This window comes from Pseudomonas sp. NPDC096917, from assembly GCF_044762555.1.
Classification (GTDB): Bacteria; Pseudomonadota; Gammaproteobacteria; order Pseudomonadales; family Pseudomonadaceae; genus Aquipseudomonas.
Genome location: NZ_JBIWEO010000013.1, coordinates 23130 through 45911, shown reverse-complemented (window position 1 = coordinate 45911; position 22782 = coordinate 23130). Strand labels below are relative to the sequence as shown.

Here is a 22782-nt window from a genome sequence, read left to right as displayed (position 1 = left end):
CTGGAGCCTTTATGCCAGCGCTTTACATCATGATTCCTGCGGCCCTGCTGATTGTTGCAATCGCCGTCTACATCTTCTTCTGGGCCGTGGACAGTGGCCAGTACGATGACCTGGACAGCCCGGCCCACAGCATCCTGTTTGACGACCAGGACCCACAGCACACGGCGGCCGTCGAACAAGCCAGAGGGACTCAGGCGCACGTAGCCAAAGACGCCAGCGACAAGGCCCCACCCCATGCTTGAGCTCGCACCGCTGCTGGTGTCCGCGGTCATCCTGGGCCTGCTCGGCGGCGGGCATTGCCTGGGCATGTGCGGGGGTTTGATGGGCGCCTTGACCTTTGCCATTCCCAAGGAGCAACGCAGACGACGCTTCAAACTGTTGCTGGCTTACAACCTGGGTCGAGTTCTCAGCTACGCCACCGCAGGTTTGCTGCTGGGGCTCGCAGGCTGGGCCGTCGCCAACAGCCCGGCGGCGATGGCTATGCGGGTGCTGGCCGGGGTGTTGTTGATCTGCATGGGCTTGTACCTGGCGGGTTGGTGGAGCGGCCTGACCCGCATCGAAAGCCTGGGACGCGGCCTGTGGCGGCATATTCAACCCGTCGCGAGCCGCTTGCTGCCAGTCTCGAGCCTGCCCCGCGCCTTGCTGTTGGGCGCGCTGTGGGGCTGGCTGCCATGCGGATTGGTTTACAGCACCTTGATCTGGTCAGCCAGTCAAGGCAGCGCCCTGGACAGCGCCTTGTTGATGCTGGCATTCGGCTTGGGTACCTGGCCCGTGCTGCTGGCCACAGGCTTGGCGGCCGAGCGCATGACGGCGGTACTGCGTAAACGCAGCGTGCGCATGGCCGGTGGATTGCTGGTGATGCTGTTCGGCATCTGGACCCTGCCCGGCCCGCATCAGCATTGGTTGATGGGGCATTGATCGCCCCCCCTCTGTAGCCGTTGCGGGCGTTGATGCAAATCAAGGTGTTGCAAATCCGCAGCCCCTAGACTCCGCAGCATTGCTAGCCATCCCAGAGGAATGCCCGCATGCTCGACACCATTCGTTGGGACTCAGATTTAATTCGCCGTTATGACCTCGCCGGGCCGCGCTACACCTCGTATCCGACGGCGCTGCAGTTTCATGACCAGGTCAGTCCATTCGACTTGCTGCACGCCCTGCGTGACAGCCGCAAAGCCATGCGCCCACTGTCGCTGTACGTGCACGTGCCGTTTTGCGCCAACATTTGCTACTACTGCGCCTGCAACAAAGTCATCACCAAAGACCGCGGCCGCGCACAGCCGTACTTGAAGCGGCTGGAGCAGGAAATCCGTCTGATCGCCTGCCATCTGGACCCCAGGCAAACAGTGGAACAACTGCACTTTGGCGGTGGCACACCGACCTTTTTAAGCCACGATGAGTTGCGCCAGTTGATGGGCCATCTGCGCGAGCATTTCAATCTGCTCGACGATGACTCTGGCGACTACGGCATCGAAATCGACCCCCGGGAAGCCGACTGGTCGACCATGGGATTGCTCCGTGAACTGGGGTTCAATCGCGTGAGCATTGGCCTGCAGGACCTCGACCCCGACGTGCAACGCGCCGTCAATCGCCTGCAAAGCCTGGAAGAGACCCGCGCAGTGATCGATGCTGCGCGCACCTTGCAGTTTCGCTCGATCAACATCGACCTGATTTACGGCTTGCCCAAACAAACCCCGCAGGCTTTCGCCCGGACCATTGAAGAAGTGATCAGCCTGCAGCCGGATCGCTTGTCGGTGTTCAATTACGCGCACTTGCCAGAGCGCTTCATGCCGCAGCGCCGGATCAACACCAGCGACCTGCCCTCGCCTGCCGAGAAGCTGAACATGCTTGAGCGCACTATCGAGCAACTGACGGGCGCCGGTTATCGCTACATCGGCATGGACCATTTCGCTCTGCCAGACGATGAGCTGGCGATTGCCCAGGAAGAGTCGACCCTGCAGCGCAACTTTCAGGGCTATACCACCCACGGTCATTGCGACCTGATCGGGTTGGGCGTATCGGCCATCAGCCAAATCGGTGACCTGTACTGTCAAAACAACAGCGATATTACGCACTACCAGCATACGCTCGGCAGTGAACAACTCGCGACCCACCGCGGCTTGTTGTGCAATCAGGATGACCGAATACGCCGCGAGGTGATTCAGCAAATCATCTGCAACCTGCACTTGCCGTTCGCGCGTATCGAGCAGGCGTTCAACATTGACTTCAGGGGGTATTTTTCAAACCAGTGGCCGGCACTGGAAACGATGGCGGCAGACGGTTTGATTGCACTGGACAACGAACAACTGACGGTACTGCCCGCAGGGCGCTTATTGGTGCGCTCAATCTGCATGGTGTTCGATGCATACCTTGCACAGCAAAGCCGTCAGCGTTACTCACGGGTTATCTAGCGCCAACTACGGCGAAAGTCCTATAGATATTGACTAAGGCGCTTTTTACGGACTCAAAACACACCTGGAGGGATCGATCAGTGCTGGAATTAAATGCACTGTATTGGCGCGCTGGCCTCGACCCACTCACTGGGGTACCCTTGCGTCTTATGTGTGTTTTCCCACAAGGATTGAAGAAATGTCCGAGCCAGTAAAAGTGCGCGCTCATACCCAGGCTCACTGCAAGGATTGCAGCCTTGCTCCTCTTTGCTTGCCTCTTTCGTTGAATTTGGAAGACATGGATGCGTTAGAGGAAATCGTAAAGCGCGGGCGCCCTCTAAAGAAAGGCGAGTTTTTGTTTCGTCAGGGCGACGTATTTGGCTCGGTCTATGCCGTACGCTCTGGCGCACTTAAAACATTCAGCTTGAGTGACAGCGGCGAAGAACAAATTACCGGCTTCCACCTGCCCAGCGAGCTGGTTGGCCTGTCAGGCATGGGCACTGAAGCCTACCCTGTGTCAGCTCAAGCGCTCGAAACGACGCCTGTTTGCGAAATTCCTTTCGAACGCCTGGACGAACTCTCAGTTCAACTGCCCCAATTGCGTCGCCAATTGATGCGCATCATGAGCCGAGAGATTCGTGACGATCAGCAAATGATGCTGCTGCTGTCAAAAAAGACGGCCGATGAGCGGATCGCGACATTCCTTGTGAACCTGTCTGCACGTTTCCGCGCTCGAGGCTTCTCGGCCAACCAGTTCCGCCTGAGCATGTCGCGCAACGAGATTGGTAATTATCTGGGCCTGGCGGTCGAAACGGTTTCTCGCGTGTTCACTCGCCTGCAAGATAGCCAACTGATCACGGCTGAAGGCAAAGAAGTGCACATTCTTGATCCCATCAATCTGTGCGCGCTGGCCGGCGGCTCGGTAGAGGCCTGACACAACTGTTTGAGCGCTATACTGGCGGCCTCAACGCCGCCAGGACATCCAAAAGATGGTCAACGACTTCAACCTCAAATCCCTGATCCGTCCAGTGCTCGATTTTCCCAAGCCAGGCGTGATCTTTCGTGACATCACCCCGCTTTACCAGTCACCTCGCGCCATGCGGGTGATCGCCGATACCTTTATCGAACGCTATGTCGAAGCTGAGTTCAGCCACATCGGGGCGATGGACGCTCGTGGCTTTTTGATTGGCTCAGTGCTTGCCCATCAACTCAACAAGCCGCTGGTCCTGTTTCGCAAGCAAGGCAAGTTGCCGGCTGACGTCTTGGCCGAAGGCTATCAGACGGAATATGGCGAAGCGTTTCTGGAAGTGCACGCCGACAGCTTGTGCGAGGGCGATTCGTTGCTGATAGTCGACGATTTGATTGCCACGGGCGGGACGTTGATCGCCGCAGTGAATCTGGTACGCCGCCTGGGCGCCCAGGTGCTGGAAGCGGCGGCGATTATTGACCTGCCAGAACTGGGCGGCTCAAAGCGCCTGCAGGACCTGGGCGTACCGACTTTTAGCCTGACCGAGTTTTCGCTGACGGAGTAACTGTTCAGAGTGGGAGCTGCCGCAGACTGCGATCGTACAAGATCAACAGATCGCAGCCTGCGGCAGCTCCCACACAGTTGGGTGGGTTACAACGCGATAGGTTTGCGCCCGGCAAACGAGTGCGCCAAGGTGCCGCCATCCACCAATTCCAACTCCCCCCCCAACGGCACGCCGTGGGCGATGCGCGAAGCGATCAGGCCTTTGCTGCTCAGCAATTGGGCAATGTAATGCGCTGTAGCCTCGCCTTCGACCGTCGGGTTAGTCGCCAGAATCACTTCTTTGAAAGTGCCCTGCTCGGCAATGCGCGTCATCAATTGCGGAATACCAATCGCCTCGGGGCCCAAGCCATCCAACGGCGACAAATGCCCCTTGAGCACAAAGTAACGCCCGCGATAGCCGGTCTGCTCAACGGCATACACGTCCATTGGCCCCTCAACCACGCATAGCAAAGTGTCATCGCGGCGCAAGTCAGCGCACTGCGGGCACAAGTCATCTTCGGTCAGGGTTCTGCACAAGCGGCAATGACCCACACCGTCCATCGCCTGACTCAAAGCCAGCGCCAGGCGCGAACCGCCACTGCGATCACGCTCTAGCAATTGCAGGGCCATGCGCTGCGCAGTCTTTTGACCCACACCCGGCAAAGTGCGCAGGGCGTCGATCAGTTGGCGAATAAGGGGGCTGAAACTCATAGAGAAAGGTCCGACAAAACAACGAGAGGCGGTTTATACCCGTGGGCCGGGCCAGCGTCAAATACCCATCAAACAGGCAAAAAAATACCGGGCTCAAGGCCCGGCATTTTTGAGCGCCTTAGAATGGCAGCTTCATGCCCGGTGGCAGTTGCATGCCAGCGGTCACGCCAGACATTTTGTCCTGGCTGTTGGCTTCGATCTTGCGCACGGCGTCATTGACGGCAGCGGCGAACAGATCTTCCAGCACTTCGCGGTCGTCTTCGCTTACGCCTTCGAGAAGAGTGGGGTCAATGCTCACGCGCTTGACGTCATGACGGCCGGTCATGACCACCGTCACCATGTCGCCACCTGCTTTACCGGTGACTTCAGCATTGGCCAGTTCTTCCTGCATCTTGGCCATTTTTTCCTGCATCTGCTGTGCCTGCTTCATCAGGCCGGCCATGCCACCTTTCATCATGGGAATCACCTCAAACGTTATTTGGACAAAGCACCCGCAATCACAATGACTTCGGGCTGTAAGTGCTTACCCTGCCGTTACGAAGCCTGAGCCTCTTCAACATCGACAGGTTGAATCGTATCGTCACGGACTGCCGCGCCGAACTGTTGAATCATTTGCTGGACCAGCGGGTCTGCGTAAATCGACTCTTCGGCCAGACGCTGGCGCTCGGCACGCAAACGCGAGGCCGCCTGGGCCGGAGTTTCCTGCTCGGGCTTGACCAGCTCTATTGTGACTTTGAGTGTGCGCTGATGAAACTGGTTCAACGCATCGTTAAGTCGACGTTGCTGGGTCGCGTTAAACAGCGCGCTGTGAGCCGGGTCCAGGTGCAACAACCAGTCATCACCGTCAACGGCGACCAAGGTGCAGTTGGCGCCAATGCTCGCCGTCATGCCCGACACCGGTAATTGGGGGAACATGTTCAACCATTCAAGGGCAAGCCCCGTGGCAGGCATCGCTGCCGGCAAGGGTTCGGGCTCTGGCTCAGGGTCGACCGCATGCTCACTGGCCAATTCATCCAGGTAGCTGTACGCCACAGAATCCATGTCTGGTTCGATGTAGTCTTCATCCAGAGGTGGCTCGTCGTCGCGATCCATGCCCGGCACCGCGGCGTCTACCTGTTCGACGGTTGGCTCAACGATGGGCGCCGCCACCCACTCCGGTGCGTCCGGCACAACGCTGTCGGGTGTCGGCAACGGCATGGGCGGCAAATCGGGCTGCTCGCTGACCGTATCGAGCATCGGCTCGGGCACGATGTCGTCTTCGATTGCAGGTGCTGGCCGGTCATTCCATGGCAAATCTTTTTCAGGCAGCGCAGGCGCCAGTACAGCGGCGACCGGCTCGGGCACAGGAGCGACCACCTCAGCGACCGGCGCAGAAACGGCTACGGGAGTTGGCTCTACACGCGGCGCCACGGCTGGCGCAACAGCGGTCGCGCCAGCCACGGTGTTGGCGGAATCAACTGTGGCCTGGCTGATCCCCACTGGCTTTAGCGGCTGACTCGGCGCATCGCCGGTATCGGCTGGGCGGAAGGCCAGCATCCGCAGCAGGACCATTTCAAAACCGCCTCGCGGGTCTGGCGCCAGCGGCAGATCGCGTCGACCGATCAGGCCCATCTGGTAATAAAACTGTACGTCTTCGGCCGGCAGCGCCTGCGCCAGGGCCAATACGCGGTCGCGGTCGCCGTGCCCGTTGTCGACGCCTTCAGGCAGCGCCTGGGCAATCGCAACACGGTGAAACACGTTTAAGATCTCGGAGAGCACGCCATTCCAGTCCGGGCCTTGCTCGGCCAAATGCCGCACCGCCTCAAGCAGCGCCCGCGCATCACCCTGAATCAAGGCGTGCAGCAGGTCAAACACCTGACCGTGGTCGAGAGTACCCAGCATCGCCCGCACATCGGCAGCCAGCACCTTGCCTTCGCCGAACGCAATCGCCTGATCGGTGAGGCTCATGGCATCACGCATCGAGCCATCAGCCGCACGGCCAAGCAGCCATAAAGCATCGTCTTCGAACGGTACGTTTTCGACACTCAACACGTGGGTCAAGTGCTCAACGACGCGCTCGGGCGTCATGTTTTTTAGCGAGAACTGCAGGCAGCGAGACAGAATCGTCGCCGGCAGTTTTTGCGGATCCGTGGTCGCCAAAATGAATTTGACGTAGGGCGGCGGCTCTTCGAGGGTTTTCAACAGCGCATTGAAAGAATGGCTGGAAAGCATGTGCACTTCGTCGATCAGATAGACCTTGAAGCGCCCGCGGCTGGGCGCGTACTGCACGTTGTCAAGCAGCTCACGCGTGTCCTCAACCTTGGTCCGGCTCGCGGCGTCGATCTCGATCAGGTCGACAAAACGCCCTTCATCGATCTCGCGACACACCGAGCACTCGCCGCAAGGGGTCGAGGTGATACCTGTTTCACAGTTCAGGCATTTGGCAATAATCCGCGCAATGGTGGTCTTGCCGACGCCACGGGTACCGGTAAACAGGTAGGCGTGGTGCAGGCGCTGACTGTCCAGGGCGTTGATCAGAGCCTTGAGCACATGGGTCTGGCCGACCATTTCGCGGAACGAGCGCGGACGCCATTTACGTGCAAGAACCTGATAACTCATTGATAACCGTCGCGTCTAAAAAGCGGAGGGGGCTAATGCTAGCGGAGCAGGGGCAAAATTGCATCCGATGCGCGCTTTTAACTGCTCAGGCGCTCGTGGCCGGGTATTTTAGGCGTACACGAAAAGACGTCGACAGAGCATGCTGCAATCGAAAATTTTAAAGGAGAGAAATAGATTTTTCCGGACTAAAAACCCTGCGAATTGAGGGTTTTTAAAATGGAGGCAACCCCACCAGCCACACCCCGGCACACAATGTTCCCGCTGTGGCTGCTTCCTTCCGGATCTGACCAGGTTCACGGGTAATCGTTGCGGAGGGACCGATAGGGTCACCATAACAACATCCGCCTAGCAGCGAACGGCGCCATTGTACCTGTCTGACGAAAAGTTACAACCGCTGCTGCAAGAATAAAAAAATGAATAGGCTCAAGCACTTGGATTCGAGCCGGGGCGCGCTGCAATCTGATTTCCCAGCAGTCGCCTCGCAGGCTCGGCTACTGCTACAAGATTTGCGCGCTGCGGCTGTCAGGCAATTGAGATGCCCTGCTCTTTCAGGAACGCGACAAACGCTTCTTCATCCAGCACTTTGAGGCCCAGTTCGTTGGCCTTGACCAATTTTGAGCCCGCCCCCGGCCCCGCCACTACGCAGTGGGTTTTGCCAGAGACGGAACCCGAGACCTTGGCCCCCAGGCTTTCAAGTTTGTCTTTGGCCACGTCACGGCTCATTAACTCCAGCGAACCGGTCAGCACCCAGGTCTGTCCAGCAAGCGGCAGGCCTTCTACGGCTTTTTTCTCGCTCTGCCAGTGCATGCCGAAGTCACGCAACTGCGCTTGGACTTCAAGCGCCAGACGGGCATTGTCCGGGTTATCGAAGAATTCGCGCACCGCCTTGGCTTGCTTCTCGGGAAGAGCCTGACGCATGTCCAGCCAGTCGGCGTGTATCACGCCTTCCAGGGTGCCAAATTTGTCTGCCAGTTTTTGCGCCCCGCCCGGCCCTACGGATGGAATGTGCAGTTTGTCGATGAGCCCGCCCAAGGTGGCACTGGCGGCAAACTCGGCACCCAGTTCGCCCTGATCCTGCAATTGCAGTCCTCGCGCCAGCAATTGGGCAATCACCTGCTGGTTGTGGTCATCACTGAAGAAGCTGTGAATCTCGTGAGCCACTTCCAGGCCCACATCCGGCAAGTAGGTGAGCACTTGCGGCAGAGCACGCTGTACGCGCTCCAGGGACGCCAATGAGCGCGCCAGCACCTTGGCTGTCTCTTCTCCTACATCGGGAATACCCAAGGCATAGATAAAACGAGCCAATGTCGGACGCTTGCTATCGGCAATGGCCTCCAGCAAGTTCTTGCTGGACAGCTCGGCAAAGCCTTCCAGGTCGACAATTTGCTCAAACGAAAGGATGTACAGGTCGGCAGGTGAACTGACCAGGCCTTCATCGACCAACTGCTCGACGCTCTTTTCACCCAGGCCTTCAATGTCCATCGCACGTCGCGAGACGAAATGGATGATGGCCTGTTTGAGCTGAGCACCACAGGCCAGCCGTCCGACGCAGCGATACACGGCACCTTCGCTGATGGTTTCACGGCCCTTGCTGCGTTTGATCAACTGCGTACGCTCAACGTGCGAACCGCACACCGGGCAGTTTTCAGGAATGCGTACCGCACGCGCATCGTCGGGACGACGATCAAGCACCACTTGCACCACCTGCGGAATGACATCGCCAGCGCGACGAATAATCACTGTGTCGCCAATCATCAGGCCCAAACGCGCCACTTCATCCATGTTGTGCAACGTGGCATTGGACACGGTAACGCCCGCCACCTTGACCGGCTTAAGGCGCGCCACCGGAGTTACTGCACCTGTACGCCCCACTTGAAACTCGACATCCAGCAGTTCAGTCAGCTCTTCCATGGCCGGGAATTTATGGGCGATGGCCCAACGCGGCTCGCGCGCACGAAAACCCAGTTCGCGTTGAGAGGCCAGGCTGTTGACCTTAAACACCACGCCGTCGATTTCGTAAGGCAAAGCGGCCCGGCGCTCGCCGATGTCGCGGTAGTAGTCCAAGCACTCGGCAATGCCTTTGGCCAGTTTAAGCTCGTGGCTGATGGGCATCCCCCATTGCTGCAACTGCTTAAGGTTGCCGATGTGGGTGCCTGAAAACTCCTCAGAAACTTGCCCCAGACCATAGCAGCAGAATTCCAGCGGGCGGCTGGCAGTGATTTTCGAGTCCAACTGACGCAAGCTACCGGCCGCCGCGTTACGCGGATTGGCGAAGGTCTTGCCGCCCGTCGCGAGCTGGGCTTCATTGAGGCGCTCGAAACCGGCCTTGGACATAAAGACCTCGCCGCGCACTTCAAGCACCGCAGGCCAGCCACTGCCCTGCAACTTGAGCGGAATATTGCGCACGGTGCGCACGTTGACGCTGATGTCTTCACCGGTGGCGCCATCACCCCGCGTAGCACCGCGCACCAGAACGCCATTCTGGTACAGCAGACTGACCGCCAGACCGTCCAGCTTGGGCTCGCAGCTGTATTCCACTTCGGCGCCGCCGCCAAACAGATCACCTGAAGGCAGATCCAGGCCTTCGCTGACACGCCGATCAAACTCGCGCATATCGACTTCATCAAAAGCATTACCCAAACTGAGCATGGGCACTTCGTGACGCACTTGAGTGAAAGCAGACAAGGCCGCACTGCCGACCCGCTGAGTCGGCGAATCTGGCGTTACCAGTTCAGGGTGTTCCGCTTCCAGCGCTTTCAACTCACGAAACAGGCGGTCGTACTCAGCGTCCGGAATGCTCGGCTCGTCGAGCACATGGTAACGGTAGTTGTGCTGATCCAGTTCAGCGCGCAGCTCTAGAATGCGGGTGTTGGCGGCGGTCATGGGGTGTTCTCTCACAAAGCAAAAGAGCAGCCGAGGCTGCTCAAGTGTTAATTCATTTTGCATTCAGCGGGAGCACACACGTTGCCCCCCCTGTTTTTAGCGTTTTTGAGTCAGGGCACGGCGCTCGAATTCGACGATGCGCTGGCGGTAATGCTCGATGGTCTGAGCCGTCAGCACACTGCGCTGATCGTCTTTGAGCTCGCCATTGAGCTCTTGGGACAGCTTGCGTGCAGCGGCCACCATGACATCAAACGCCTGCTTGGGATGACGCGGCCCCGGCAGACCGAGGAAGAAGCTCACCGCCGGGGTGCTGAACAGATCGATGTCGTCCAGATCGAATACGCCCGGCTTGACAGCGTTTGCCATCGAGAACAGCACTTCGCCATTACCGGCCATGCTTTCATGACGGTGGAAAATATCCATCTCGCCAAAGCGCAAGCCACTTTCAAGAATGTTTTGCAACAGTGCCGGGCCCTTGAAGCCCGCAGGGTCACGACAGATAACGCTGATCACCAGCACTTCTTCAGCGGGCTGGGCAGGCTCTTTGCTTTCTACGGCAGAAACGGTTGGCGCAGCACGCCCACGCGGCTTGGTTTCAGCAGGGAAATCGTCATCACGGGCACTGAGGCTTGGACCATCATCGTCAAGGTCGAGATTGAGGTTCAAGTCACCCTGGCTTGGCTCCCCGCCACGCTTGGAGCCCTTCTCGCGAGCCGGCATGCTCACCGATGGCAAGTCCTGCTCATCGAGCTGCGGCTCTTTGTGATTAGGTGTATCCAGGACCCGTGCAGGACCCAGCAATTCAGCGCTGGTCTCCTCATCAGGGACGTTGGAAAAACTGCGATCAAGGCGAAATTTGAGCTTGCCCTTACCGCCACGCATACGGCGCCAGCCATCAAAAAGAATACCGGCTATGACCACTATGCCGATGACTATCAGCCACTCGCGCAGACCGATTTCCATGTAATCCCGTGCCCCTAAAAAATGATTCTATGAAGAAGAGCCTAAAGCCCTTTAAAACGTGGCGCCAAGTCTATGTTCTGAATGGCGTTTTCCCACGTACAAAAAAATTAGACGCTAAATTAACACGACCAAAGATAACTTTACACCGTCTGTCGCCTTGAGTTAGACACATGTGTTGACTGATGAACCAACCAGATCAGCCAATTATTAGGATTTTTCTTACGCGAAAAATTCTTTAGCCATACATGCTTATAGCTCAAGCATCGACCATTGCCATTGCCTCCTCAACATCAACCGCAACAAGACGTGAACATCCAGGCTCATGCATCGTCACACCCATCAACTGATCAGCCATTTCCATGGCAATTTTGTTATGCGTGATGTAGATGAATTGCACGGTCTGCGACATCTCTTTAACCAAGCGCGCATAGCGGCCCACGTTAGCGTCATCAAGCGGTGCATCAACTTCGTCAAGCATGCAAAACGGCGCCGGGTTGAGTTTGAAAATGGCAAAAACCAATGCCAAAGCCGTCAACGCTTTCTCGCCACCGGACAGCAAATGAATCGTGCTGTTCTTCTTGCCCGGCGGCCGCGCCATGATCGTTACCCCTGTATCGAGTAAATCTTCGCCCGTCAGTTCCAAATAAGCGCTGCCGCCACCGAAAACTTTTGGGAAAAGTGCCTGTAATCCACCATTTATCTGATCAAAGGTGTCTTTGAAGCGACTACGGGTTTCTTTGTCGATCTTGCGAATAACGTTTTCCAGGGTGTCCAATGCCTCGACCAAATCAGCATCTTGAGCATCCAGATAACGTTTACGCTCGGATTGCTGCTGGTATTCATCAATGGCCGCGAGGTTGATAGCGCCCAAACGCTGAATACGCGCTGCAATACGTTCAAGCTCTTCTTCGGCCTGTTGCTCATTGACCTCATTGCTCAACGTGGCCAGCACCCCGTGCAGATCATAGCCATCTGCCAGCAACTGATCCTGCAACGCGGTGCGCCGAACGGTGAGCGCCTGCCACTCCATGCGCTGCTGTTCGAGCTGGCCTCGAATCAACTGGGACTGTTGTTCAGCCTGATTACGACGTTTTTCAGCGTCTCGCAGTTCACGATCGGCATCTTCAAGCGCCAGTTGCGCAATTTTAAGTTCTTCGTCCACGCTCAAGCGTTTGTCGAGCAACTCTTCAAGTTTGAGGCGCAGCTCTTCAAGCGGTGCCTCGCCCTCCTCCAGATTGAGTGTGAGCTGCTCGCGCTTTTCAGCCAGCCGCTCAGACTGCAGCTCCAGACGCTCAAGCGCTTGCCGGGTCGAATCGTGCTGCGCCCTGAGCGAACCCAGGCGAACCGCCAACTGATGCGCGTGATCTTTGTGCTGGCGCGCCTCCTGGCGCACTCGATCCAGCCGCTCGCGCAAGCTGTCGCGCTGAGCCAACAGCAACTCGCGCTGCTCGGTATCGGTGGCCATGGCGTCCAGCGCTTCCTGCAATTGCAGACGCGCTTCGCCGACTTGCTCATGTTCCAGCGCACGCTGCTCGCCCAGCTCCGCCAGTTCTTCGTCCAAGCGCCTACGGCGCAAGGTCAATTGCTCGACCTTGGCTTTGCTGGCAGACAGCCTGGCCTTGACCTCACCTTGTTGCCGGGCTTCGTCCTGCAAGCGGCGGCGAACCTGCTCACGGGCGTCTTCTTGTGCGACTTGTTGTTCGCGCAAGCGTTGCAATTGTTCTTCAAGGCAAGCAAGGGTCGCTTCACGCTCTTCGCACTCAACGCCCAGTCGCAGGATTTCCTGACCGCGGGCCAGCACACCGCTTTCAGCTTCGCTGGCACGTCGAACCCGCAAGAAGTGACGCCCGACCCAGTAGCCGTCACGGCTGATCAGGCTTTGCCCATCGCTCAGTTGCCCGCGCAGGGCCAGCGCCTGCTCAAGGGTTTCAACCGGCTTGACCTGCCCCAGCCACGGCGCCAGATCAAAATCGGCCTCGACTTTGTCCAGCAAGCTGCCGGACACACGGCCGACCTGAACGTCGGCGCTGAAGAGGCGCAAATCGCCTTGGGCAAAGCCCGCCAGATCAAGCTGCGAAAAGTCATCCACCAGCACCGCTTGCAAGTCAGCACCTAGCACGGTTTCGACGGCAAGCTCCCAACCCGCTTCTACCCGCAGCCCTTCGGCCAAACGCGGGCGCTCAGCCAGTTGCTGCTCGCGTAGCCATTCGCCAGCACCGGTGCCAGGATCAAGTGCGGCTTGTTGCAGCGCTTCAAGGGAAGCCAGGCGGCCGTTGAGCCGCTGCAACTCACCCTGAGCCTGCTGCTGGTTTTGCGTGGCCTGGTGCAACTCGTGGCGCACTTGCTCCAGTCGCTCGATGACCTGCTCTTCACTGACCTGAAGTGCTTGTTGCGTCAGTTCACTGGTTGCCAGTTGCTCACTCAGTTCAAGGATCGCAGCATCTTCCGGGTCTGCGGCCAGCAAGGCACGCTCTTCGGCCATTCGGCGCTGGCGCTCCGCCACCCGCTCCATGCTGGTTTCCAACTGCTGAATGCGCGCCTGCAACACTTCGGACTGGCGTTGCGGCTCGGCCGAGCGCAGGTTGAAGGCATCCCACTGCTCTTGCCAGCCGTGCATGGTGTGTTCGGATTCTTCGAGCGCTGCGGCCGCTTCTTCGGCCGCAGCGCTGGTCAGTTCTTGCTCGGGCACAAGCATGTCGAGCTCTTCGCCCAAGGTCGCGAGCATTGTGCGGTCATGGCCCAGGTGCGATTCGGTTTCAAGCCGCGCACGCTCGGCTTCACGCAGGTCATCTTGCAACTGACGCAACCGCTGCTGGCCGTGCTGAATGCTTTGCTCAACCCGGGCGATGTCACCCCCGACCGAATAGAAGCGCCCCTGCACCAAATTGAAGCGCTCTGACAGATCATGGTGCCCGTCACGCAGGCGCTCAATGCTGGCATCCGCGTTACGCTGGTCTGCAACCAGGGCTTCAAAGCTGACTTCCTGATTGCCAATGACGGCTTCGCGCTGACCCACTTGCTCGTTCAGGGCTTGCCAGCGCAACGCTGATAGCTGCGCCTTGAGCTGACGCTCTTCAGCCTTGTATTCCTGATACTTCTCGGCCGCCTGAGCCTGACGGTGCAGACGCTCAAGCTGACGCCCCAGCTCGTCCCGCAAGTCGGTCAGACGCGCCAGGTTTTCGTGGGTGCGGCGAATACGGTTTTCGGTCTCGCGGCGGCGCTCCTTGTACTTGGAGATGCCGGCCGCCTCTTCGATAAAGTTACGCAGGTCTTCGGGCTTGGACTCGATCAATTTCGAGATCATGCCCTGCTCTATGATTGAGTAGCTGCGCGGCCCCAGGCCAGTGCCCAGGAAGATATCGGTGATGTCTCGGCGTCGGCACTTGGTGCCGTTGAGGTAGTACGTAGTCTGGCTGTCGCGGGTTACTTTACGGCGAATGGAGATCTCGGCGTAGGCCGCGTACTCACCCAGCAGCGTGCCGTCGGAGTTATCAAAGACCAGCTCGATACTGGCCTGACTCACGGGTTTGCGGCTGGTGGAGCCGTTAAAGATGACATCGGTCATCGACTCGCCGCGCAGGTTCTTGGCCGAGCTTTCGCCCATTACCCAGCGCACGGCGTCGATAATATTCGACTTGCCGCAACCGTTAGGGCCGACAACAGCCGCCATGTTGCTCGGAAAGTTAACCGTCGTGGGGTCAACGAAAGACTTGAAACCCGCCAGTTTGATGCACTTGAGGCGCACGCTTAGGCAACCGTCAAGGCTGACAACACCAGGTCACAACTGCGCTGAGCATATCGGCTCAGTACTACACGAATTTGCGAAAAATCACGCGCCAAAACGGCTTCAAGCAACTGCGCAAACAGCTCCAGAAACTCGCTCATCTCAGCCTTGCGTTGTTCCAGTGCCAAGTAATAGGCACGGCTCATGGCCGGGTGCAGGTTTTCGACGGTTTCCTGCAGGTACGGGTTGTCGGCAAATGGGTAAGCCGCACGCATCACGTTGAAGCTCTCTTCAACAAAGGCGCTGATGTCCTGACGCTCATAGCTGTCAGTCAGGCGTTGTTGAATTTGCAGGAAGGGCCCCAGGTCAGCCGGGACGGTCCAGCGCTGCGCAACGGCATTGCCGAGCAAAATGTACATCTCGCTCATCAAAGTGCAGAGGCTCTGCACCTTGTGCGCAGTCAGCTCGGTGACATGGGCGCCACGCCGCGCAAGGATGGCAATCAAATGCCGGCGCTCAAGGATCAACAACGCCTCACGAACAGAACCACGACTGACATTGAGCGCCAGCGTTACCTTCTGTTCTTGAATGCGTTCCCCAGGCTTGAGTTCGCCACGAATAATACGTTCGGCGAGGTGGTGAGCAATTTGCTCGGCGAGGCTATCCGGCGCCTTGAACGTCATGTTTTACCTTCAAAATCTTAGATCAGTGCAGGCGGCGAAGTGTAACCCACTTGCGAGGTGCTCGCAGAGTGTCTCGGCCGTTGAAATTGGCACGATATAAGCAAATAAACCTTCCAGCGATCAAGCATCGGGATGACCGAGCCTCATTTCTTGACCCTCAGGTCAACAATGACTAGATTCAGCTCATCCCGCCCGATAAAAACAATGATGTTGCGAGGCCACCCGTGATCCAGTTTTTACTCAATCAGACCCTACGCACTGAGCACACACTGGACCCCAATCTGACGGTGCTCAATTACCTGCGCCAGCACCTGCACAAACCCGGGACCAAGGAAGGTTGCGCCAGCGGTGACTGCGGCGCTTGCACCGTGGTCGTGGGCGAGTTGCATGTCGATGAACACGGTATTGAAGGCCTGCGTTATCGCAGCCTCAACTCATGCCTGACGTTCGTGCCTGCCCTGCATGGCAAGCAGTTGATCAGCGTCGAAGACCTCAAGCATCAAGGTCGGTTGCACAGCGTGCAACAGGCGATGGTCGACTGCCACGGCTCACAGTGCGGTTTTTGTACGCCTGGCTTTGTGATGTCGCTGTTTGCACTGCAAAAAAACAGCCTGGACGCCGACCGTCATCAGGTCCATGAAGCGCTGGCGGGCAATCTGTGCCGCTGCACCGGCTATCGACCGATTGTGGCCGCCGCCGAACAAGCTTGCCACTCCCCTCACGCAGACCAATTTGATGCCCTGCAGGCTGCGACCCTCGCCAAGCTCAAGGCCATTGCGCCCAGCGGGACCGCCGAGTTGAAAAGCGGCGACAAGCGCTGCCTGCTACCCGTGAACGTCGATCAGGTGGCAAACCTGTACGAGGTCCACCCTCAGGCTCGCCTGCTGGCGGGCGGCACCGATCTGGCGCTGGAGGTCACGCAGCTCCATCGGCCGTTGCCGGTGATGATTTACCTGGGACAGGTTGCCGAGATGAAGCGCATCGAACGCTTCGCTGATCGCCTTGAAATCGGCGCAACGGTGTCACTGACGGATGCCTATAGCACGCTCAAGGCTGAATACCCGGACTTCGGCGCACTGTTGCTGCGCTTCGCCTCGCTGCAAATTCGTAATCAGGGCACGCTGGGCGGAAACATCGGCAACGCTTCGCCTATTGGTGATTCGCCGCCGTTACTGATTGCCCTTGGCTCACACCTGATACTGCGCAAAGGCCAGACACGCCGCACGTTGGCGCTTGAGGATTACTTCATTGACTACCGAGTGACTGCCCGCGAAGAGGGCGAATTTATCGAAAAAATCGTCATCCCACGCGCCAGGAAAAGTCATCTGTTTCACGCCTATAAAGTCTCCAAACGCCTGGATGACGACATCAGCGCCGTGTGTGCTGCCTTCAATCTGCACATTGACAACGGCGTGGTGATCGAAGCCCGAGTGGCTTACGGCGGCATGGCGGCCACGCCCAAACGCGCCAGGGCCTGCGAAGCCGCATTGCACGGCTCGCCCTGGAACACAGCAACCGTGGAACGAGCCTGCACCGCTTTGGCGCAGGATTTCAGCCCACTCTCGGACTTTCGCGCCAGCAAGGAATATCGCTTGTTGAGTGCGCAAAACCTGCTGCGTAAATACTTTATCGAACAGCAAAACCCCCATCTTCAAACACGGGTGAGCGCTTATGTCTAATCATCACCCGATCGAACCCTCGCAGGCCGAGTTGAGCGCCCTGTTTGTGCAGGACCTGAAAACCGGTGTCGGACGCAGCGTCAAACATGACAGCGCCGAAAAGCACGTATCTGGCGAAGCCCAGTACATTGATGACCGGCTGGAGTTTCCTAATCAGCTGCATGTTTATGCACGCTTGTCTGACCGAGCTCACGCCCGAATCATTCGCGTCGACACCACCCCGTGCTACGCGCTTGCCGGCGTGCGCCTGGTCATCACCCACGAAGACATCCCTGGCCTCAAAGACATCGGCCCGCTGCTACCCGGCGACCCGTTACTGGCTATCGATAAAGTGGAGTTTGTCGGGCAGCCGGTGCTGGCCGTGGCCGCCTGTGATCTGGAGACCGCGCGCCAGGCGGCGATGGCGGCAATCATTGAATACGAAGACCTCGAACCGGTGCTGGATGTGGTTGAGGCGCTGCGCAAGAAGCACTTCGTGCTCGATAGCCATACCCACCAACGCGGCGATGCTGCCGCGGCGTTGAGCAAAGCGACACATCGATTGCAAGGCAGCCTGCATATCGGCGGGCAAGAACACTTTTACCTTGAGACCCAGATCTCTTCGGTCATGCCCACCGAAGACGGCGGCATGATCGTCTACAGTTCGACCCAACACCCAACTGAAATTCAGAAACTGGTTGCCCAAGTGCTCGGTGTGTCGATGAACAAAATCGTCGTCGACATGCGCCGCATGGGCGGGGGCTTCGGTGGCAAGGAAACCCAGGCTGCCAGCCCGGCCTGTTTATGTGCCGTGGTGGCGCACCTGACCGGTCAACCGACCAAAATGCGTCTGCCACGGGTCGAAGACATGCAGATGACGGGCAAGCGCCACCCGTTTTATATCGAGTACGACGTCGGCTTCGATGACAACGGCCAGTTGCAAGGCATCCAATTGGATCTGGCAGGTAACTGCGGCTATTCACCTGACTTGTCCGGGTCAATTGTCGACCGCGCCATGTTTCACGCAGACAACGCATATTACTTGGGCGACGTCACCATCCATGGCCATCGCTGCAAAACCAATACAGCCTCGAACACAGCCTATCGAGGCTTCGGCGGCCCCCAAGGAATGGTTGCCATCGAAGAAGTCATGGACCGGATTGCTCGTCACTTGCAGCTCGACCCGCTGCAAGTGCGCAGAACTAATTACTACGGCAAAACCAACCGTAACGTGACCCACTATTACCAAACCGTGGAGCACAACTTGCTTCACGAAATGACCGAGGAACTGCAAGCCAGCAGCCAGTACACAGAACGTCGCGCTGCCATCCAGGCCTTCAACGCCAACAGCCCGGTTCTGAAAAAGGGCCTGGCTCTGACACCGGTCAAGTTCGGCATTTCGTTCACAGCCAGCTTTCTCAACCAGGCCGGGGCGCTGATCCATATCTACACTGACGGCAGCATCCATTTGAACCACGGTGGCACAGAAATGGGTCAGGGCCTGAACATCAAGGTCGCGCAAGTGGTGGCCGAAGTGTTTCAGGTCGAGATCAGCCGCGTGCAGATCACCGCCACTCACACCGACAAAGTGCCCAACACCTCGCCGACCGCGGCTTCCAGCGGTACCGACCTGAATGGCAAAGCGGCGCAGAACGCAGCGCAGATCATCAAGCAGCGACTCATTGAATTTGCCGCCAGTCAGTATCAGGTCACTGCGCAGGAGGTGCATTTTCATAACGGCCTGGTACGCGTTGGCGAGCAGATCCTGAGCTTTGAAGCACTGATACAGCAGGCCTATTTCGGCCAGGTTTCACTGTCGAGTACCGGTTACTACAAAACGCCGAAGATTTTTTACGACCGCAGTCAGGCGCGCGGTCGCCCGTTTTACTACTACGCGTTTGGTGCCGCTTGCGCGGAAGTGATCGTCGACACCCTGACCGGCGAATACAAAATGTTGCGCACCGACATCCTGCATGACGTGGGTGCATCGCTGAACCCGGCCATCGACATCGGCCAGGTTGAAGGCGGCTACATTCAGGGCGCTGGCTGGTTGACCATGGAAGAATTGGTGTGGAACACCAAAGGCAAGCTGATGACCCATGGCCCGGCCAGCTACAAGATCCCGACCGTCGCCGATATGCCCCTGGATCTGCGGGTCACGCTGGTAGAAAACCGCAAGAACCCGGAAGACACGGTCTTTCACTCCAAAGCCGTGGGCGAACCGCCCTTTATGCTCGGCATTGCCGCATGGTGCGCCATTAAAGACGCCGTCGCGAGCCTGGCCGACTATCGCGTGCAGCCCACTATCGACGCCCCCGCCACTCCGGAACGGGTGCTCTGGGGCTGTGAGCAGATGCGTAACTGCGTAGCCACTGCTGAAGGCTGCGATGGGTTGCGTAGCAGCCCGGAAAACCTGAAGCACCTGCGGCCCTTATCGACGCGTGCGGCAGCGGCTACAAAGGAGCGAGGGGAAGACCATGAATAACTGGATCAGCGCGCTGGCCTGTTTACAGCAACAAGGTGAACCCTGTGTGTTGGTGACAATCATCGAAGAGCAAGGCTCGACCCCACGCAATGCCGGCTCCAAAATGGTCATCAGCGCCAGTCAGATATTCGACACCATCGGTGGCGGGCATCTGGAATTCAAGGCCATGACCATTGCCCGCGAAATGCTCAACGCCCACAAGCAAGGGCCGCAGTTACAGCGTTTTAGTCTGGGTGCCAGCCTCGGCCAATGCTGTGGCGGTGTCGCGGTGCTGCTATTCGAGCCTATGTGCCAGGTGCAGGCGCAGATCGCCGTGTTCGGCGCCGGTCATGTCGCTCGCGCACTGGTGCCGCTGCTGGCCAGCCTGCCGTGCCGCGTCCGCTGGATCGACTCGCGGGAACAGGAGTTCCCTGCGCTCATCCCGGACGGCGTGCATAAAATCGTGACCGAAGACCCGGTCGATGAGATCAATGAGCTGCCTACGGGTTGCTACTGCATCGTCATGACGCATAATCACGCCCTGGATCTGGAACTCTGCGCCGCCCTGCTCAAACGCAATGACTTTACCTACTTCGGCCTGATTGGGTCTAAAACCAAGCGCATGAAGTTTGAACATCGCCTGCACGAGCGAGGCATCAGCGCCGCCCATGTCCAGCGCATGCGCTGCCCAATGGGCTTAAATGAAGTCAAAGGCAAGTTGCCGATTGAAATTGCGATCGCTATCGCCGGCGAAGTCATCGCCACGTATAACGCCCATTTTGGCCAGCACACCGCCTGCGCCGCCCCTGTCGGGCTTGAACCGATTAAACAATTGCTGGCGTCTTCACGACGCAGCCATGCCACGCACTGAGAGTTGTTATGACCTGTAAAGCCTATCGCGCCGCCATCCTGCACAGCATCGCCGACCCCGCCGAAGTCGGGATCGAGGCCTCCTACGAGTATTTTGAAGATGGCTTGCTGGTGGTCGAAGACGGCAAAATCAAAGCGCTGGGTCATGCCAGTGAATTGCTCGCCACATTGGAGGCCGATACCGACATCACCTTCTTCAGCGATGCGCTGATTACACCGGGCTTTATCGACACCCATATTCACTTCCCACAAACCGGGATGATCGGGGCTTACGGCGAACAGCTACTCGATTGGCTGAACACCTACACCTTCCCCTGCGAAAACCAGTTCGCCGACAAGGTACACGCTGAAAAAGTGGCGGATATCTTCCTTAAGGAACTGTTGCGCAATGGCACAACAACCGCCTTGGTGTTCGCCAGTGTGCACCCGCAATCGGTGGACGCTTTGTTCGAGGCTGCACAGCGCCTGGATCTGCGTCTGATTGCGGGTAAAGTGATGATGGACCGCAACGCTCCAGACTATCTGACAGATACGCCAGAAACGGGCTACAACGACAGCAAGGCGCTGATCGAACGCTGGCATGGCAAAGGCCGCTTGCATTACGCCGTGACCCCACGTTTCGCACCGACCAGTACCCCGGAACAATTAACCCTGGCGGGCAAATTGCTGAGCGAATACCCGGACGTGTACCTGCATACCCATATCAGCGAAAACCTCCAGGAAATCGAGTGGGTGAAATCGCTGTTCCCGGAACGTAAGGGCTATCTGGACGTGTACGACCATTACCAGCTATTGGGCGAACGCTCGGTATTTGCCCATGGCGTGCATTTGTGTGACGAAGAATGCGCGCGCCTAGCTGAAACAGGCTCGGCGGTGGCTTTCTGTCCAACATCCAACCTGTTTCTGGGCAGCGGCCTGTTTAACTTGCCAATGGCTGAAAAGCACAAACTCAATGTTGGATTGGGCACCGACGTAGGCGCAGGCACCAGCTTCTCGCTGCTCAACACGTTGAACGAAGCCTACAAGGTGATGCAGCTACAGGGCGCACGCCTCAATCCATTCAAATCACTGTATTTAGCCACCTTGGGCGGCGCGCGCGCTCTGCGTCTGGAAGACAAGATCGGCAACCTGGCACCTGGCAGCGACGCAGACTTTGTGGTGCTGGATTACAACGCCACCCCGCTGATGAGCTATCGCCTCCAGCAATCCAAAAACATCGCCGACACGTTGTTTGTGTTGATGACCCTGGGCGACGATCGCACGGTTGAGCAGACGTATGCAGCAGGGAACCTGGTGCATCAGCGTTAAGGGACTGGGTAAAACTGTGTAGGAGCGTGCTTGCTCGCGATCTTTTGATATTGAAAAGATCGCAGCCTGCGGCAGCTCCTACAGATTAACGGTGGCTTTTGCCTTTGGTTTGCAGCAAGTGCGAGAACACCGCATGCAGATCGTCCGAGGCGCCTTCTTCGTCGAGGTTGAGCTTGCTGTCAATGTGGTCCATGTGGTGCATCATCAGGTCCACTGCCAACGCAGCATCGCGCGCTTCAATCGCATCGATCAGTTGCATGTGCTCGTCATAGGAGCAGTGTGAGCGATTGCCACTCTCGTATTGGGCAATAATCAGCGACGTTTGCGACACCAGACTGCGCTGGAAGCTGATGAGCGGCGCATTCTTTGCCGCTTCCGCCAGCTTCAAGTGGAATTCGCCAGACAGTCGAATGCCAGCACCACGATCACCGCGCGAAAAGCTGTCGCGCTCGTCTTGCACCATCTTGCGCAACTCAGCCAGATCATCTGCCGTCGAGTGGTTAACGGCCAATTCAGTGATGGCTTTTTCCACCATGCGCCGGGCAAAAAATACCTGACGCGCTTCCTCGATACTCGGACTCGCCACCACCGCACCGCGATTAGGGCGCAACAGCACAACACCTTCATGGGCCAGGCGCGACAGCGCTCGACGAATGATGGTGCGGCTCACCCCAAAAATTTCACCCAGTGCTTCTTCGCTCAATTTGGTGCCCGGCGCCAGGCGCTGTTCGAGAATCGCCTCAAAGATGTGCGCGTAGACAATATCGTCCTGGGTTCCACTGCGGCCGGCCTTGCCTGCGCGGGAGGGTTTCTTGAGAGGCTGCAACTGTTCGTTCATGGGCACTCGAATGGGAAAGCGGCGGCGAATAAGGCGTTACGTTAATACGTAAACGGGCGTCGCTGGCAATGAATTAATGCAAAAAAACAGGCCGCATTGTACACAAGCCCGAGTGCGAGCACGACTGTACGGTCATTTGCGCCCCCGGCTGTATTGCAATGAAATGTTACTTTTGCGTTTAGGCT

Annotated in this window: 17 protein-coding genes and 1 other RNA gene; 9 read left to right on the top strand and 9 right to left on the bottom strand. The window is 57.9% G+C overall.

Going from position 1 to position 22782, the window contains the following annotated elements; all coding sequences use genetic code 11:
* The first annotated feature begins 11 nt into the window (after positions 1–11).
* The 5 genes from ccoS to ACIQYF_RS16325 all read left to right on the top strand — a co-directional run bounded on the left by ccoS (position 12) and on the right by ACIQYF_RS16325 (position 3919).
* Positions 12–242, top strand: a complete 231-nt coding sequence (gene ccoS, locus ACIQYF_RS16345; protein ID WP_402863778.1) for a cbb3-type cytochrome oxidase assembly protein CcoS — start codon at positions 12–14, stop codon at positions 240–242.
* A complete protein-coding gene (locus ACIQYF_RS16340; RefSeq protein WP_402863775.1) occupies positions 235–918 on the top strand; it encodes a sulfite exporter TauE/SafE family protein in 684 nt (227 codons plus the stop codon). Before ccoS ends, ACIQYF_RS16340 begins: the two co-directional genes overlap by 8 nt.
* A 107-nt stretch (positions 919–1025) precedes the next feature.
* Positions 1026–2408: an oxygen-independent coproporphyrinogen III oxidase gene (gene hemN / locus ACIQYF_RS16335; protein WP_402863772.1), complete on the top strand. Its 1383-nt coding sequence runs from the start codon at positions 1026–1028 to the stop codon at positions 2406–2408.
* Positions 2409–2586: 178 nt separating this feature from the next.
* Positions 2587–3321 (top strand): fumarate/nitrate reduction transcriptional regulator Fnr, encoded by a 735-nt coding sequence (gene fnr / locus ACIQYF_RS16330; protein WP_402863769.1) that lies wholly within the window; start codon positions 2587–2589, stop codon positions 3319–3321.
* A 55-nt stretch (positions 3322–3376) separates the two neighbouring features.
* Positions 3377–3919, top strand: a complete 543-nt coding sequence (locus ACIQYF_RS16325) for an adenine phosphoribosyltransferase (protein ID WP_402863766.1) — start codon at positions 3377–3379, stop codon at positions 3917–3919.
* An 86-nt stretch (positions 3920–4005) separates the two neighbouring features.
* On the opposite strand, the gene recR is transcribed toward ACIQYF_RS16325, so the two are convergent.
* The 8 genes from recR to ACIQYF_RS16285 all read right to left on the bottom strand — a co-directional run bounded on the left by recR (position 4006) and on the right by ACIQYF_RS16285 (position 15459).
* Positions 4006–4608 carry a recombination mediator RecR gene (recR, locus tag ACIQYF_RS16320; protein ID WP_402863763.1) on the bottom strand — a complete coding sequence of 201 codons (603 nt, stop codon included), beginning with the start codon at positions 4606–4608 and terminating at the stop codon, positions 4006–4008.
* Between the two features lie 118 nt (positions 4609–4726).
* Positions 4727–5065, bottom strand: a complete 339-nt coding sequence (locus ACIQYF_RS16315; protein WP_016780291.1) for a YbaB/EbfC family nucleoid-associated protein — start codon at positions 5063–5065, stop codon at positions 4727–4729.
* 77 nt (positions 5066–5142) lie between these two features.
* Complete coding sequence (dnaX, locus tag ACIQYF_RS16310) at positions 5143–7206, bottom strand: DNA polymerase III subunit gamma/tau (protein WP_402863759.1); 2064 nt, start codon at positions 7204–7206, stop codon at positions 5143–5145.
* Between the two features lie 226 nt (positions 7207–7432).
* Positions 7433–7529: signal recognition particle sRNA small type (gene ffs / locus ACIQYF_RS16305), an RNA gene on the bottom strand.
* A 199-nt stretch (positions 7530–7728) separates the two neighbouring features.
* Positions 7729–10089, bottom strand: a complete 2361-nt coding sequence (ligA, locus tag ACIQYF_RS16300) for an NAD-dependent DNA ligase LigA (RefSeq protein ID WP_402863756.1) — start codon at positions 10087–10089, stop codon at positions 7729–7731.
* Positions 10090–10185: 96 nt separating this feature from the next.
* Positions 10186–11052 (bottom strand): cell division protein ZipA, encoded by an 867-nt coding sequence (gene zipA, locus ACIQYF_RS16295; RefSeq protein ID WP_402863753.1) that lies wholly within the window; start codon positions 11050–11052, stop codon positions 10186–10188.
* Positions 11053–11308: 256 nt separating this feature from the next.
* The gene (smc, locus tag ACIQYF_RS16290) at positions 11309–14797 is read right to left on the bottom strand and encodes a chromosome segregation protein SMC (protein ID WP_402863750.1); all 3489 of its coding nucleotides are present in this window, start codon (positions 14795–14797) and stop codon (positions 11309–11311) included.
* A 2-nt stretch (positions 14798–14799) separates the two neighbouring features.
* Positions 14800–15459, bottom strand: a complete 660-nt coding sequence (locus tag ACIQYF_RS16285; RefSeq protein ID WP_402863747.1) for a GntR family transcriptional regulator — start codon at positions 15457–15459, stop codon at positions 14800–14802.
* 224 nt (positions 15460–15683) lie between these two features.
* Between ACIQYF_RS16285 and xdhA the strand changes: the two genes are divergently transcribed.
* From xdhA to guaD, 4 genes are read left to right on the top strand one after another with little or no spacing between them, the layout of a single operon-like run.
* The gene (gene xdhA / locus ACIQYF_RS16280) at positions 15684–17138 is read left to right on the top strand and encodes a xanthine dehydrogenase small subunit (RefSeq protein ID WP_402863744.1); all 1455 of its coding nucleotides are present in this window, start codon (positions 15684–15686) and stop codon (positions 17136–17138) included.
* On the top strand, positions 17131–19602 hold the full coding sequence (gene xdhB, locus ACIQYF_RS16275; RefSeq protein WP_402863741.1) for a xanthine dehydrogenase molybdopterin binding subunit: 2472 nt from the start codon (positions 17131–17133) through the stop codon (positions 19600–19602). Before xdhA ends, xdhB begins: the two co-directional genes overlap by 8 nt.
* Entirely contained in the window at positions 19595–20452 is an 858-nt protein-coding gene (gene xdhC / locus ACIQYF_RS16270; RefSeq protein ID WP_402863738.1) for a xanthine dehydrogenase accessory protein XdhC, read from the top strand. Before xdhB ends, xdhC begins: the two co-directional genes overlap by 8 nt.
* Before the next feature lie 8 nt (positions 20453–20460).
* Positions 20461–21759 carry a guanine deaminase gene (guaD, locus tag ACIQYF_RS16265; RefSeq protein ID WP_402863735.1) on the top strand — a complete coding sequence of 433 codons (1299 nt, stop codon included), beginning with the start codon at positions 20461–20463 and terminating at the stop codon, positions 21757–21759.
* Positions 21760–21844: 85 nt separating this feature from the next.
* On the opposite strand, the gene ACIQYF_RS16260 is transcribed toward guaD, so the two are convergent.
* Complete coding sequence (locus ACIQYF_RS16260) at positions 21845–22597, bottom strand: GntR family transcriptional regulator (RefSeq protein WP_402863732.1); 753 nt, start codon at positions 22595–22597, stop codon at positions 21845–21847.
* Positions 22598–22782 lie beyond the last annotated feature (185 nt).

Excerpts from the sequence above, each read along its gene's own strand:
- ccoS (WP_402863778.1), top strand. The coding sequence starts at position 12 with ATGCCAGCGCTTTACATCATGATTCCTGCGGCCCTGCTGATTGTTGCA.
- ACIQYF_RS16340 (WP_402863775.1), top strand. The coding sequence starts at position 235 with ATGCTTGAGCTCGCACCGCTGCTGGTGTCCGCGGTCATCCTGGGCCTG.
- hemN (WP_402863772.1), top strand. The coding sequence starts at position 1,026 with ATGCTCGACACCATTCGTTGGGACTCAGATTTAATTCGCCGTTATGAC.
- fnr (WP_402863769.1), top strand. The coding sequence starts at position 2,587 with ATGTCCGAGCCAGTAAAAGTGCGCGCTCATACCCAGGCTCACTGCAAG.
- ACIQYF_RS16325 (WP_402863766.1), top strand. The coding sequence starts at position 3,377 with ATGGTCAACGACTTCAACCTCAAATCCCTGATCCGTCCAGTGCTCGAT.
- recR (WP_402863763.1), bottom strand. The coding sequence starts at position 4,608 with ATGAGTTTCAGCCCCCTTATTCGCCAACTGATCGACGCCCTGCGCACT.
- ACIQYF_RS16315 (WP_016780291.1), bottom strand. The coding sequence starts at position 5,065 with ATGATGAAAGGTGGCATGGCCGGCCTGATGAAGCAGGCACAGCAGATG.
- dnaX (WP_402863759.1), bottom strand. The coding sequence starts at position 7,206 with ATGAGTTATCAGGTTCTTGCACGTAAATGGCGTCCGCGCTCGTTCCGC.
- ligA (WP_402863756.1), bottom strand. The coding sequence starts at position 10,089 with ATGACCGCCGCCAACACCCGCATTCTAGAGCTGCGCGCTGAACTGGAT.
- zipA (WP_402863753.1), bottom strand. The coding sequence starts at position 11,052 with ATGGAAATCGGTCTGCGCGAGTGGCTGATAGTCATCGGCATAGTGGTC.
- ACIQYF_RS16285 (WP_402863747.1), bottom strand. The coding sequence starts at position 15,459 with ATGACGTTCAAGGCGCCGGATAGCCTCGCCGAGCAAATTGCTCACCAC.
- xdhB (WP_402863741.1), top strand. The coding sequence starts at position 17,131 with ATGTCTAATCATCACCCGATCGAACCCTCGCAGGCCGAGTTGAGCGCC.
- xdhC (WP_402863738.1), top strand. The coding sequence starts at position 19,595 with ATGAATAACTGGATCAGCGCGCTGGCCTGTTTACAGCAACAAGGTGAA.
- guaD (WP_402863735.1), top strand. The coding sequence starts at position 20,461 with ATGACCTGTAAAGCCTATCGCGCCGCCATCCTGCACAGCATCGCCGAC.
- ACIQYF_RS16260 (WP_402863732.1), bottom strand. The coding sequence starts at position 22,597 with ATGAACGAACAGTTGCAGCCTCTCAAGAAACCCTCCCGCGCAGGCAAG.